The following is a 12,645-nucleotide window of genomic DNA, read 5'->3' as shown; positions in this document are numbered from 1 at the left end:
GGACCGGCTCCGGCGGGGGGATCGCGGCCCGGCACCGCCACATGGCGGAGGTCGACTGGCCTGCGCGGCCCGTCGCGCCGATCGTGTTCGAGACCGGCTCCGCCCACGTCGCAGAAGGCGCTACCCGTACAGAAGGTCCTACGCATATGGACGAAGCCCCTTCCAGACGCGCAGCGCGCTCACGCTTGGAACTCCAGGCGATCCGCCAGCTGCTGGAAGCGCAGCGGCGACGCATCCAGGCGTACACCGACCTCCAGGGTCCTCCCCCGCGCGAACCCGTCGCCGCCCCCTCCTCGCGGCCGGTGCCGACAGTGTCGTCGGGGCAGGAAGTGCTCAACGCCCTGCCGATGGCAGCCCTGTTGGTCACTCCGCTCCACGGCGAGGACGGCACGGTCCGCGACGCCCTGTACGTCGGGCAGAACGCGGCGGCCCAGGCGTACGGGGCCAGTCGCCTCCGCGAGGCCACCCTGCCGCGCTGGTCCGACCCGGTGTCCCTGTTCGAGCGCTTCCCCGCCCTCGCCGGGACGGCCGTACCCGCCATGCTGGCCCGCGCGTTCCGCGACCGCACACCGCAGGGCCCCACGACGGTGGAATGGCTCGTCCGCACGGTGTCGGGCCCGGTGCGGTTGAACGACGAGGTGCGGGTGGCCCCGTGCGGCGAACACCTGCTCCTCACCTGGCACCGCGGACACCGCACGCGCATGACCGCCGCCGCCCAGAAACTGATGCGGACCTCCTGGGCGGAGTGGAACCTCGGCGACCTCCATGTCGAGCTCTCCCACGGGTTCCGGGAGGTGCTCGGCCTCCCGGCGGGCAGGGCGGCGCCGACCCTGTTCGACCTGGCCGCCGTCGTCACGTCCGACAGCCTGCCCAGCCTCTACCGGACCTTGTACGACGTCATCCTGCGCAAGCGGAAGACGGAGTGCGAACTCCGCCTCGACGGCGCCGGTGAGCGGGTGTTCCGGATGGCCGCCGAACCCGTGCGCATCGCTCCCGGGAGCCTGGTCTGGGCGGTGCGCGCGGTGCTCGTCGACATCACCGCCGACCGGCGGCGCCGCGAGACGGCCGCGCGTGCCGAGCGCGAGGCCCGCCGGCAGCTCGAACGCGCCGAGGCCGTCTCGGAGGTCGCCGACGTCCTGCGCGAGGCGGTCCTCCCCCACTTCCAGGACGAGCTCGCCACGTTCGGTCTCGACGCGGCCGCCGTGTACCGCCCCGACGCACGCGTGGCCGGGATCGGCGGCGACTGGTACAAGGCCCGCAAGCTCCCCGACGGGGCACCGCTCATCGCTCTGGGCGACGCGCGCGGCCACGGCCTGGAAGCGGCCACGCTCATGGCCAAACTGCGCTACGCGCTGGCAGGCCTGGCCTACACCGAGCAGCCCGTGGAACGGCTGACGCAGTGGCTCAACGAGGTGGCCTGCGCGGACGGCACCGAATCGACCGCGACGGCGATCGTCGCCCGGTACCACCCGGAACAGGCGCTGCTGCGCTGGACGTGCGCCGGGCATCCCCGGCCCGTCCTGGTGAGGGACGGTCTCGCCGAGCAACTGCCCGATCCCACGGACGGCCCGGGGCTGACGCTCGGCGTTCTGCCGCACACCACGTACACAGCCGCCGCCGCTGCCCTCACGGTGGGCGACATCGTGCTGATGTACTCGGACGGGCTGACCGAACGGCGTGACTCCGACCCCGACCGGGACACCCGGCGCTTCCTCACGGCCGCCGAACAGTGCCTGGCCGAAGCGCCGCCTGCCGCGGGCCACGACGCCCTCCAGGACTACGCCGAGCGGCTCGTCGCGCGGCTGGACGGTCCGCACCGCGAGGACGACGCCACGTTGCTGGCGCTGCGCCGCATCGCCACCGGCTGACGCGTCCGCTCAGTCGTGGGCCACGTCGCCGGGCGTGGGACCGCCGCTCGGTGCACGGCTCAGGTCGACGACACAGAAGACGTTGCCGTCAGGATCGGCGAGGACGACGAAATCCGGCTCGGGCGGATAGAGATCCCACGCGACGGCGCGCGCGCCGAGCCCGATCAGCCGCTCGACCTCCGCCCGTTGTTCCTCCGCCGTCTCCGCGAAGAGGTCCAGGTGCAGGCGGGGGTGCGGTTCGGCCGGCGACGCACTGTGCATCAGGCCGAGAGCCCGGCCGGACCCGTCGGCATGGTCGAGGGTCCGCCAGGTGTCGCTCGCCCACTCCTCGGTGGCGACCAGATCCAGGGCCTCCGACCAGAAGGCCACCGCGCGGGCGATGTCCGTGACACCGATGACGGGATATCCGAGTCTCAGCATGCGAGGAGCCTAAAGGGTGTTGCGCGGGCTACTGCGCGTCGGGCTGCGAGGAGTCCAGGGCGTCGTTGCGTGTCTCATAGATGGCTGTCACCTGCACCAACTGCTCGTCGGTCAGCCCCGAGAGGAGGCTCTTGTCGGTGAGAAGTTCCTGCCGCTCGGCGATCAGCTGATCGTGCCGTTCGGTGTCGGGGGCGGCGGCGCGTCGGTGCTGCTGGATCCGGGCTTCGTAGCGCGCCAGCAGACTGTCCAACGCGTCCTCGGCACGTACGAGGGGCGCCGGGAGATCAGCGGCGTCTGAAGTTTCGTTCATGAGGTCCATCATCACCGGAGACGGCGCCGCAGGACCCGGCGCCCGTGGTTTCTCGGCGCGTCATCGCGCGCCCGCTTCCTGGCGGCTCCTGCGGCGCAACGTCCGGAGCATCTTGGCCCGTTCGGTCTCCGAGGTACCGCCCCACACGCCCGTCGTCTGCCCCGTCCGCAGGGCCCACTCCAGGCACTCGCCCATCACCGGGCACCGGTGACACACCTCCTTCGCGTCATGGACGTCCTGCAGTGCGGGCCCGCTGCCGCCCACGGGGAAGAACAGCTCCGGGTCCTCCCGCACGCACGCTGCCCTTTCCAGCCACTCCATTTCCCTCTCCCTCTCTGGTGTCGGAAGCAGCGCGAGTACCCACAACACAGAGGACAACGACCGTTGAACGCCAGAACCTTTCGCCGTCGGTCGCGCCGACACGCAGCGATGCCGTGATGGGGCGGCTCCGGCCGGGTGGCGTGTGCGTCGGCCTCGTTCCGGCGCTCGCCACGGGAGTGTGCCGCGCGTTCGACGGCCCGGCCGTGCCCGCGCCGCACTGGACGCCCGCGTCCGTCGTCACCGGGCTGCTGTCCACGGCGGCCGCGGTCGGCGGCGCCGCGTGGGCGGTGCGCCGCGGCGCTCCGGCGGAGCCCTGCACGTGGACGGCCCCGCTGCGCCGTCTGCACTCGGGGCACGTCGGGGACTACGTCGCCTGGTTCGTACTGGGTACGGCGGTGCTCGGCGCGCCGGCCCTGCCGGGTCTCCTCGGCAGCGGGCTCTGAGGCGGGCTGTCTCAGCCCTCACCGTCGGGATCGCGCCGCCCCGCCGCTCCGGTGAACGTGACGTCCTGGCCCGCGACGATCCGCGCGCCCATGTTCCGGCGCATCATCTCCAGGGCCGCGTCGGCCAGTTCGGGATGGATGTGCGCGACGGCGTCGGACACCACGGACACGTCCAGGTGCCTGATGTGGGCGTCCAGCGCCGAGTACAGCACGCACTGCTCGGTGACCTGGCCGCACAGGATCACGTGCCGGGCCCCCAGTTCCCAGAGCAGATACGTCAGCGGCGTCTCGTAGAAGATCGAGTGCCGGGCCTTCAGGACGAACAGGGCCTCCGAGTCCGGCCTGATCGGTTCCACCAGGTCGGCGTGCGGGCCCGCCAGCGCCGCGTCGACCAGTTCCCCGTGGTGGGAGCGCCATTGCCCGAAATTGTCGTTCACGTAGATCACGGGGGCCCGGCTGTCGCGCGCGGCGCGGAGCAGGTCGGCCACGACCGGCACGATCTTCCGGGCCGAGGGCAGGAGCGCCCCGGCGTCCTCATGGTCGTACGTGTTGACCATGTCGATGACGATCAGCGCGCTCGGAGTCTCATGTCCCTCTTCACGGTGGGGTCCTGCGGGCATGACACGGCCTTCTTTCCGTTGTGCCGGGGCCCTACCAGGCTGGTCACACCGGCGACCGCCCCGCCACCCGGCCGGCTGTGACGGCGGTGCCGCCGGGTACCCCGCGCCGCCCCGGCGACGCACGCCGGCGCGCAGCACATGCGTCGGCAATCCGCGCAGGTCACGATGGGAGGTGACGGAGACGACAACGAAACAGGGTGAGTGCCGCCGACGTGTGTGGGAACGCGTGGAGAGGCGGGCTCCTGCCGGTGAAGCACTCGTACAGGACTCACCCGCAGCCACATCCGTCCGACGACGCCCGCCGACACGGTTCTGGAGCATTCGATGACTATGGCCGACCCAGACGCCCCAGTACTCTCCGCCGACGAACTGCGCGAGGTGGACGCCCACTGGCGCGCCGCGAACTACCTGGCCGTCGGCCAGATCTATCTGATGTCCAACGCCCTGCTGCGCGAGCCGCTCCGCCCGGAGCACGTGAAACCGCGGCTCCTCGGGCACTGGGGCACCTCCCCCGGGCTGAACCTCGTGTACACGCACCTCAACCGGGTGATCAAGCAGCGGGAGCTGGAGGCCCTGTGCGTGTGGGGCCCCGGTCACGGCGGCCCCGCCGTCCTCGCCAACGCCTGGCTGGAGGGCAGCTACAGCGACATCTACCCGGACGTGGAGCGCGACGGGACGGGCATGGCCCGGCTGTTCAAGCAGTTCTCGTTCCCCGGCGGCGTACCCAGCCATGTGGCGCCCGAGGTTCCCGGCTCCATCCACGAGGGCGGCGAGCTGGGCTACTCCCTCGCGCACGCGTACGGCGCGGCCTTCGACCACCCGAATCTGCTCGTCACCTGCGTGGTCGGCGACGGAGAGGCGGAGACGGGTCCGCTGGCCACGTCCTGGCACTCGGGCAGGTTCGTCGACCCCGTGCACGACGGCGCCGTACTGCCGATCCTGCATCTCAACGGCTACAAGATCGCCAACCCGACCGTGCTCGCCCGGATGCCGCAGGACGAACTCGACGCCCTGCTGCGCGGCTACGGTCACCTCCCGCTCTACGTCGAGGGCGGCGATCCGGCCCAGGTGCATCAGGACCTGGCCCGCACCCTGGACGAAGCGCTCGACCTCATCACCGACCACCAGCGGGCGGCCAGGACCGGCGAGGCGACCACGCCCGTGCGCTGGCCCATGATCGTGCTGCGCACCCCCAAAGGATGGACCGGCCCCGCCGAGGTCGACGGGCTGCCGGTGGAGAACACCTGGCGCGCCCACCAGGTCCCGCTCCCCGAGGTCCGCGAGAACCCCGAGCACCTAGCCCAGTTGGAGCGCTGGATGCGCTCGTACAAGCCGGAGGAGCTCTTCGGCGACGACGGACGCCCCAGCGACGCGGTGCTGGCCTGCGTGCCGCACGGCACCCGCCGACTGGGCTCCACCTCGTACGCCAACGGCGGGCTGCGCCTGCGCGCCCTGCCGCTGCCGCCCCTGGAGGACTTCGCCGTACCGGTCGACAAGCCGGGCGGCACGCAGCACTCCCCCACCCAACTCCTCGGCGACTTCCTCGCGCGCCTCATGACCGAGACCGCCCGCGAACGCAACTTCCGCCTCGTCGGACCGGACGAGACGGCCTCGAACAAGCTTCAGGCCGTCTACGAAGCCAGCGGCAAGGCCTGGCAGGAACGCACCCTGCCCGTCGACGAGAACCTCGACGCGCACGGCCGGGTGATGGAAGTGCTCTCCGAGCACCTGTGCCAGGGCTGGCTCGAGGGCTATCTGCTGACCGGCCGGCACGGCCTGTTCTCGTGCTACGAGGCGTTCGTCCACATCGTCGACTCGATGGTCAACCAGCACATCAAGTGGCTGAAGACGTCGGGCGAGCTGACCTGGCGCGCGCCCGTGGCCTCGCTCAACTACCTGCTCACCTCGCACGTCTGGCGCCAGGACCACAACGGTTTCTCGCACCAGGACCCCGGCTTCGTCGACCACGTCCTCAACAAGAGCCCGCACATCGTCCGGGTGTACCTGCCGCCGGACGCCAATACGCTGCTGACCGTGGCCGACCACGCCCTGCGCAGCCGCGACCACGTCAACGTCATCGTCGCCGGCAAGAATCCCGGCCCCGACTGGCTCTCGCTCGACCAGGCCCGCGCCCACTGCGCGCGCGGGGCCGGCGTCTGGGACTGGGCCGGCACGGAGCGCGGCGACGGGCCCGACGTGGTGCTCGGCTGCGCCGGTGACGTCCCCACCCAGGAGATCCTGGCCGCGGCCCAGCTGCTGCGCCAGCACCTGCCGGAACTCGCCGTGCGCGTCGTGAACGTCGTCGACATGACCACGCTCCTGCCCGCCGAGGAGGACTCCAACGGCATGAGCGACGCCGAGTACGACGGCCTGTTCACCTCCGACAGGCCGGTCATCTTCGGCTACCACGGCTACCCGTGGCTCATCCACCGCCTCACCTACCGGCGGGCCGGCCACGACAACCTGCACGTCCGGGGCTACAAGGAGTCCGGCACCACGACCACGCCGTTCGACATGGTCGTCCGCAACGACCTCGACCGGTTCCGTCTGGTCATGGACGTCATCGACCGCGTTCCCGGGCTCGCCATCCGTGCGGCCGCGACCCGGCAGCGGATGGCGGACGCCCGTACCCGTCACCATCGCTGGATCCGCGAGCACGGCACGGACCTGCCCGAGGTCGTGGAGTGGCAGTGGGCGAACTGAACGACCGCCGGACGTCCGGCCCCCGCCGGGGCCGGACGGAGACGGTCGAGGAGAAGGCCGACCGGCAGTGGGCGGAGCTGATCCAGGAACTGCGCGTCGCTCTGACGGGCGTGCAGATCCTCTTCGGCTTCCTGCTCACGGTGGTGTTCACCCCGCGGTTCGCGGAACTCTCCGACGCCAACCGCACCATCTACATCGTCACTGTCGTCCTCGGGTCCACCGCGACGGGCGCCCTGATCGGGCCGGTCGCCTTCCACCGGCAGGTCTCCGGCCGGAGGATCAAACCGCAGGCGGTGATCTGGGCCTCCCGGCTCACTTTCGTGGGCCTGGTGCTGCTGCTGTGCACGCTGACCTCGGCGCTGTTCCTGATCCTGCGCGTCGCGACGCACGACTCGCTCGCCCCGGCCCTCGTCGCCGGGGTCCTCGCCTGGTACATGCTGTGCTGGTTCGTCCTCCCCGCCTGGGCCCGTAAGCGGCACACCGAAGAGAACCCGCCCCCGTCGGACGACGACGACCCGCGGTGACTCACCGCGCCCGGCCCTCCAGGCGTTCGCGCTGCGGGCCCACCGTGTACCGCGGGTCCTCGGCGGAGGCGACCCCGGCGGCGAACACCCCGAAGCGGGTGCACGCGGAGCCCGCGAGCAGCGCCAGGCCCGACGCGATCGCGGCAGGCCTGCTGCGGCCCAGGACGGTCGCGCCGGCGCCCCCCACGAGCGTGAGCGCCTGCGCGGTGCGCAGCAGCGTGCCCGCGCGGCCCTGCCGGTACGTCTCGGCGACCGGGCCGAGACGCCGTTGAGCAATCTTCATGGCCGCGGTGTCGGCGAGCGCCGCGAGTCCGGCCGCGCAGCGGGCGGGCGTGTTCTCGTGGACGGGAGCGACGACGAGGGCCATGCCCGCGGCGGCTGCCGTCGCCGAGGCCGTGAAGAGATAGGGCAGTTCGCGGTGGACCCCGTGCCAGGCGGGCACGGCCGTGTCGGCCGCGAGGACGGCGGTGTACGTGGCGACCACGGGACCGAGGACGGCGGCCGTGCCGGTGGCCAGTGCGCCGGCCCGGGGCAGTCGGCCGGTGACCGCACAGGCCGCGGCGGCTCCCGTGGCGGGACCGTAGGCGCTCAGCAGCCACGTGCCCATGCTCATCGGAGAGGTGGGCTTGAAGACCCTGAGCATGTTCGCGAAGCGGGCCGGGCGGCCGAGGTCGTGGATGAGCGCCGCGGCCGAGAGCGACACGGCGGCGAGCGAGGAGACCTTCAGCGCGGTCCCGGTACGCGGGCGGCCCGTGTACTGGGCCGCCGCCGCGAAGACGGAGCCCGCCCCGGCGAGCCCGCCGAGGAAGAAGTATCCGGCGATGTCGCGCGCCGCCCACGACGGCGGCTTGATCACCGGGCGGCCGTAGTACGAGTCGAACTCGGCCTTGGGCACCATCAGTTGCTCACCGCGGCGGCCCCGCCGCCGCGCGCCCGAGCCCGTCGAGCGTTCCTGGGCGGTCATCGCCGCCCCCTGCCCGCCGCCGCGAAGGACACCGCGATGCCGCCGAGCAGGGCGAGCGCGGCTCCGCCGGCGTGCTTCCACATGGCCGGCAGGTCGCGGGTGGTGACGACGGGGTCCGGAGGCAGCCCGTACACCTCGGGCCGGTCCAGGAGGAGGAAGAACGCCCCGTCCCCGCCCACGCCGTCCTCGGGGTCGTGCCCGTACAGCCGGGCTCCGTCCACCCCCGCCCTGTGCAGGTCGTCGACGCGCAGCGCCGCTCTCTCCCGCAGTTCGTCGAGGGGGCCGAACTGGATGGACTCCGTCGGGCACGCCTTGGCGCACGCGGGCTCCTGGCCCGCGCCCAGCCGGTCGTAGCACATGGTGCACTTGAAGACGCGGCCGTCCGTGGGGCGTTGCTCGATGACGCCGTAGGGGCAGGCCGGGACGCAGTACCCGCAGCCGTTGCAGATGTCGTCCTGGACCACCACGGTCCCGAACTCGGTGCGGAACAGGGCGCCTGTCGGGCACACGTCCAGGCACGCGGCGTGGGTGCAGTGTTTGCAGACGTCCGAGGACATCAGCCAGCGCAGGTCCGAGGGGGGCGCGGCCCCGCCGCCGGTTCCACAGGACCCGCCGCAACCGCCCGCATCCCCGGACTCCCCCTCGATCAGCGGCAGTTGGGTGCGCTCCTGGGAAGCGGGCTGTTCGATGAACGCGACGTGCCGCCAGGTGGACGCCCCGAGCGCCTGCGTGTTGTCGTACGACATGCCGCTCAGCGACAGCCCGTCCTCGGGAAGGGCGTTCCATTCCTTGCAGGCCACTTCGCAGGCCTTGCATCCGATGCACACGGACGTGTCGGTGAAGAACCCGACCCTCTCCTCGCTCATGTACGGGTCTCCGTCCCGGTGGTGGCGGTGATGCCCGCGCGGCGCCGGTAGTCGGCCACCAGGCGCGGCAGTTCGGGTCCGCGGGGGCGGCGGCCGGGCCGGATGTCGGCGGTGAGCGCCTTGTCCTCCTGGATGTGCGCGTTGGGGTCGAGGGTGATGGCGACGAGTTCGTTGGCGGCGTCGCCGGTGGCCACGCCGTTGGGTCCCCAGTGGAAGGGCAGGCCGATCTGGTGGACGGTGCGGCCCCGCACCGTCAGGGTCTTGATGCGGTCCGTGACCATGACGCGCGCCTCGATGGCGCTGCGCGCGGTGACGATGGTGGCCCACCCGCCGTGTTCGAGCCCGCGCTCGGCGGCGAGTTGCGGAGAGAGCTCGCAGAACAACTCCGGCTGGAGCTCCGAGAGATACGGCGACCAGCGGCTCATGCCGCCGGCCGTGAAGTGCTCGGTCAGCCGGTGGGTGGTGACGATGTACGGGTAGACGTCGGCGCCGGGCTCGGTGCCGCTCGGGTGGTAGCGGTTGCCCTCGCGGGACATCACCTGCCGCACCGGGGAGCGCGGGGTGCGGGGGTGGAGCGCGTTGGTGAAGGGCGAGTCCTGCGGCTCGTAGTGCGTGGGCAGGGGGCCGTCCTCCAGGCCCGCGGGCGCGTACAGCCAGGCTTTTCCGTCGGCCTGCATGATGAACGGGTCGTCGCCGCGCAGCGCGTCCGCGCCGGTCGCGTCGTCGGCGGGCACATGGTCCGGGGCCCGGTCGGGCACGAAGTCCGCGACGTCGTGGCCCGTCCAGCGGCCGGCGTCCGGGTCCCACCAGACGTAGGCCTTGCGCTCGCTCCACGGGGTGCCGTCGGGGGCGGCGGAGGCCCGGTTGTAGAGGATGCGGCGGTTGGCGGGCCAGGCCCAGGCCCACTCGGATGCCACCCAGTCCTGTTCCTGCTGGGGCTTCTTGCGGGCGGCCTGGTTGATGCCGTCGGCGTACACCCCGCAGTAGATCCAGCATCCGCAGCGGGTCGAGCCGTCGTCCTTCAGCTCTGTGTAGGCGGACAGCGGTTTCCCGTCGGGGCCGTGGCCGTTGATCTCGGCGAGCACGGCGGCGGCGACGGGCTCGTCCAGCGGGCCCTCGACGGGGTAGTCCCAGGTGAGGTCGAGGATAGGCCGGTCCATCGGGGCCTCGGAGCCGGCCAGTTTCTCCCTGATGCGGCGGCCCAGGTGGTACGTGAACCACAGGTCGCTCCGGGCCTCGCCCTCGGGTTCGACGGCCGCGTGGTGCCACTGGATCCAGCGGTTGGTGTTGGTGAAGGACCCGGACTTCTCCGTGTGGGCGGCCGCCGGGAAGAAGAAGACCTCCGTGCCGATGTCCTCGGTGCGCAGCTCTCCGCTCTCGATCTCCGGGCCGTCCTGCCACCAGGTGGCCGACTCGATGAGCGAGAAGTCCCGGACGACGAGCCAGTCGAGCTGCGCCATGCCCATGCGCTGCAAACGGGTGTTGGCCGAACCGACCGCGGGGTTCTCCCCCATCAGGAAGTAGCCCTTGCACTCCCCGTCGAGCTGCGCCATCACCGTCTCGTACGTGGAGTGCGAGCCGGTGAGGCGGGGGAGGTGGTCGAAGCAGAAGTCGTTGTCCTCGCGCGCGGCGTCGCCGTAGTAGGCCTTCAGCAGGCTCACGAAGTAGGCCCGCATCTCGGCCCAGAAGCCCTTCTCGGTGCGTGAGGCCTCGATGAACCTGTCGAGGTCCATGTGCTGGTGGGCGTGGGGCATCGGCAGATAGCCCGGCAGCAGGTTGAAGAGGGTCGGGATGTCGCTCGATCCCTGGATGGACGCGTGGCCGCGCAGCGCCTGGATGCCGCCGCCCGGACGCCCGATGTTGCCCAGCAGGAGCTGGAGGATGCTCGCGGCCCGGATGTACTGCGAGCCGGTGGTGTGCTGCGTCCACCCGACCGCGTACACGAAGCAACTGGTGCGCTCCCGGCCGGAGTTGGACGTCAGTGCGTCACACACGCGCAGGAACGTCTCGCGCGGCACCCCGCACACGTCCTCGACCATCTCCGGTGTGTAGCGGGCGAAGTGCCGCTTGAGTACCTGGTACACGCAGCGCGGATGTCGCAGCGTCGGATCGCTGGGCGCGGAGGGGGTGGTGCGGGCGCCTCCCGAGCCGTGGGTCTCCGAGCGGCCCGCCTCACTGACGCGGTCCTCGTACTGCTCGTCGACCTCGCCGGTCGGCTGCTGCACCTGTGCGTCCTCGTACTGCCAGGTGTGCTTGTCGTAGTGGCGTCTCTCCTCGTCCAGACCGGAGAAGACGCCGTCGAGGTCCTCGGAGTCGCGGAAGTCCTCGCGCACGAGCGTCGCGGCGTTCGTGTAGTGCAGGACGTACTCGCGGAAGTCCTTCTCCTCGGTCAGGACGTGGTTGATGATCCCGCCGATGAAGGCGATGTCGCTGCCCGCCCGCAACGGCACGTGGAGGTCGGCGAGCGCGCTCGTGCGCGTGTACCGGGGGTCCACGTGGATGACGGTCGCTCCGCGTGCCTTGGCCTCCATCACCCACTGGAAGCCCACGGGATGGGCCTCGGCGTAGTTCGAGCCCTGGATGACGATGCAGTCGGAGTGCTGCTGGTCCTGCATGAACGTGGTGGCGCCGCCGCGGCCGAAAGAGGTACCGAGTCCGGCGACGGTGGAGCTGTGGCACACCCGCGCCTGGTTCTCCACCTGGACGATGCCGAGGCCGGTCAGCAACTTCTTGATCAGGTAGTTCTCTTCGTTGTCGAGCGTGGCCCCGCCCAGGCTCGCGATGCCCATGGTGCGGGCCGTGCGCACGCCGTCCAGCTCCCATTCCCAGGTGGCGCGGCGGGTCTCGACGACGCGGTCGGCCACCATGTCCATGGCCGTGTCGAGGTCGAGCGTCTCCCACTCGGTCGCGTGGGGCCGCCGGTGGAGCACCTGGTGGTGGCGGGCGGGCCCCGTGGTCAGCTGCAGCGTCGCCGAGCCCTTCGGGCAGAGCCGGCCGCGGCTGACCGGGGAGGCGGGGTCGCCCTCGATCTGCACGACCTTGTCGTCCTTGACGTACACCTGCTGACCGCACCCGACGGCGCAGTACGGGCAGATGGACTGCGTCACCCGGTCCGCGGTGTCGGTACGCGGCCGCAGCCCGGCCGTGTGCCGCGACTTGGCGGCGCTCCCCCGGCCGAGCGGGTCGTCCCCCGTCAGCTGCCGGTAGACGGGCCAGCCGCGGAATCGGTCGGTGACGCCCATGGGACTCCTTGGCGGGAAGGGATCAGGCCGGTGACTCGTCGGGGTCGGGGTGCTCGGGGTGCACGGTGTCCGACCCGTGGTCGCCGCGCCGCCGCGTGCCCGCCTCGTCGGTGTCGGGTACATCATCCACGCGGTCCGCGCGGCCCACCTGCTCGGTGGGGTCGGTGTTCGCGTCGCTCTCGCCCGCCTGCTGATCGGGCATGTCCCTCGGGACGGGAGCTCCGCTCTCACCGGGGCCTGCACGTCGGTCGTCGGTCACAGCAACCTCCATTCTTCGTTACCCGGTACGGGTCCGCATGCGCAGTCGCGGACGCGCACTGGGTACCTGGTTGCGTGGAGACGAAACGTGACTGCCCGCAGATCG

12 protein-coding genes are annotated in these 12,645 nt (G+C 71.6%); 4 read left to right on the top strand and 8 right to left on the bottom strand.

Translation table 11 applies throughout. The features are described from left to right. The first annotated feature begins 185 nt into the window (after positions 1-185). Positions 186-1,868 (top strand): PP2C family protein-serine/threonine phosphatase, encoded by a 1,683-nt coding sequence (locus tag AB0J02_RS13655; protein ID WP_363193803.1) that lies wholly within the window; start codon positions 186-188, stop codon positions 1,866-1,868. 9 nt (positions 1,869-1,877) lie between these two features. Here the strand turns inward: AB0J02_RS13655 and AB0J02_RS13650 are convergent, their stop codons facing one another. The 3 genes from AB0J02_RS13650 to AB0J02_RS13640 are packed head-to-tail and all read right to left on the bottom strand — an operon-like array spanning position 1,878 to position 2,919. After that, entirely contained in the window at positions 1,878-2,288 is a 411-nt protein-coding gene (locus AB0J02_RS13650; protein ID WP_363193802.1) for a VOC family protein, read from the bottom strand. Between the two features lie 28 nt (positions 2,289-2,316). Beyond that, positions 2,317-2,598: a hypothetical protein gene (locus AB0J02_RS13645; protein ID WP_363193801.1), complete on the bottom strand. Its 282-nt coding sequence runs from the start codon at positions 2,596-2,598 to the stop codon at positions 2,317-2,319. 60 nt (positions 2,599-2,658) lie between these two features. Continuing rightward, positions 2,659-2,919, bottom strand: coding sequence for a WhiB family transcriptional regulator (locus tag AB0J02_RS13640; protein ID WP_363193800.1), 261 nt, complete (start codon positions 2,917-2,919; stop codon positions 2,659-2,661). Between the two features lie 116 nt (positions 2,920-3,035). Here AB0J02_RS13640 and AB0J02_RS13635 point away from each other — a divergent pair, with 116 nt between their 5' ends. Then, positions 3,036-3,362: a hypothetical protein gene (locus tag AB0J02_RS13635; protein ID WP_363193799.1), complete on the top strand. Its 327-nt coding sequence runs from the start codon at positions 3,036-3,038 to the stop codon at positions 3,360-3,362. Between the two features lie 11 nt (positions 3,363-3,373). Here AB0J02_RS13635 and AB0J02_RS13630 read toward each other — a convergent pair whose 3' ends face one another. Then, positions 3,374-3,982, bottom strand: coding sequence for an isochorismatase family cysteine hydrolase (locus AB0J02_RS13630; protein ID WP_363193798.1), 609 nt, complete (start codon positions 3,980-3,982; stop codon positions 3,374-3,376). 330 nt (positions 3,983-4,312) lie between these two features. Between AB0J02_RS13630 and AB0J02_RS13625 the strand changes: the two genes are divergently transcribed. Further along, positions 4,313-6,685 (top strand): phosphoketolase family protein, encoded by a 2,373-nt coding sequence (locus AB0J02_RS13625; RefSeq protein ID WP_363193797.1) that lies wholly within the window; start codon positions 4,313-4,315, stop codon positions 6,683-6,685. Beyond that, a complete protein-coding gene (locus tag AB0J02_RS13620) occupies positions 6,673-7,209 on the top strand; it encodes a DUF6328 family protein (protein ID WP_363193796.1) in 537 nt (178 codons plus the stop codon). The genes AB0J02_RS13625 and AB0J02_RS13620 overlap by 13 nt, the downstream gene beginning before the upstream one ends. 1 nt (position 7,210) lies before the next feature. Here AB0J02_RS13620 and nrfD read toward each other — a convergent pair whose 3' ends face one another. The 4 genes from nrfD to AB0J02_RS13600 are packed head-to-tail and all read right to left on the bottom strand — an operon-like array spanning position 7,211 to position 12,540. Next, complete coding sequence (nrfD, locus tag AB0J02_RS13615) at positions 7,211-8,173, bottom strand: NrfD/PsrC family molybdoenzyme membrane anchor subunit (RefSeq protein WP_363193795.1); 963 nt, start codon at positions 8,171-8,173, stop codon at positions 7,211-7,213. Continuing rightward, positions 8,170-9,039, bottom strand: coding sequence for a 4Fe-4S dicluster domain-containing protein (locus tag AB0J02_RS13610; RefSeq protein WP_363193794.1), 870 nt, complete (start codon positions 9,037-9,039; stop codon positions 8,170-8,172). Before AB0J02_RS13610 ends, nrfD begins: the two co-directional genes overlap by 4 nt. Further along, positions 9,036-12,281 carry a formate dehydrogenase gene (gene fdh, locus AB0J02_RS13605; RefSeq protein ID WP_363193793.1) on the bottom strand — a complete coding sequence of 1,082 codons (3,246 nt, stop codon included), beginning with the start codon at positions 12,279-12,281 and terminating at the stop codon, positions 9,036-9,038. The genes AB0J02_RS13610 and fdh overlap by 4 nt, the downstream gene beginning before the upstream one ends. A 22-nt stretch (positions 12,282-12,303) precedes the next feature. Continuing rightward, complete coding sequence (locus AB0J02_RS13600; RefSeq protein ID WP_363193792.1) at positions 12,304-12,540, bottom strand: hypothetical protein; 237 nt, start codon at positions 12,538-12,540, stop codon at positions 12,304-12,306. Between the last annotated feature and the right edge of the window lie 105 nt (positions 12,541-12,645).

Source organism: Streptomyces sp. NPDC050264 (assembly GCF_040655895.1).
Taxonomy (GTDB): domain Bacteria; phylum Actinomycetota; class Actinomycetes; order Streptomycetales; family Streptomycetaceae; genus Streptomyces.
Note: the sequence above shows the minus strand (reverse complement) of the source record. Positions and strands in the feature narration are given on the sequence as shown.

Bases quoted from the DNA above. Each gene is read 5' to 3' on its own strand.
- AB0J02_RS13650 (WP_363193802.1), bottom strand. From the start codon at position 2,288: ATGCTGAGACTCGGATATCCCGTCATCGGTGTCACGGACATCGCCCGC.
- AB0J02_RS13645 (WP_363193801.1), bottom strand. From the start codon at position 2,598: ATGAACGAAACTTCAGACGCCGCTGATCTCCCGGCGCCCCTCGTACGT.
- AB0J02_RS13640 (WP_363193800.1), bottom strand. From the start codon at position 2,919: ATGGAGTGGCTGGAAAGGGCAGCGTGCGTGCGGGAGGACCCGGAGCTG.
- AB0J02_RS13635 (WP_363193799.1), top strand. From the start codon at position 3,036: ATGGGGCGGCTCCGGCCGGGTGGCGTGTGCGTCGGCCTCGTTCCGGCG.
- AB0J02_RS13630 (WP_363193798.1), bottom strand. From the start codon at position 3,982: ATGCCCGCAGGACCCCACCGTGAAGAGGGACATGAGACTCCGAGCGCG.
- AB0J02_RS13625 (WP_363193797.1), top strand. From the start codon at position 4,313: ATGGCCGACCCAGACGCCCCAGTACTCTCCGCCGACGAACTGCGCGAG.
- nrfD (WP_363193795.1), bottom strand. From the start codon at position 8,173: ATGACCGCCCAGGAACGCTCGACGGGCTCGGGCGCGCGGCGGCGGGGC.
- AB0J02_RS13610 (WP_363193794.1), bottom strand. From the start codon at position 9,039: ATGAGCGAGGAGAGGGTCGGGTTCTTCACCGACACGTCCGTGTGCATC.
- fdh (WP_363193793.1), bottom strand. From the start codon at position 12,281: ATGGGCGTCACCGACCGATTCCGCGGCTGGCCCGTCTACCGGCAGCTG.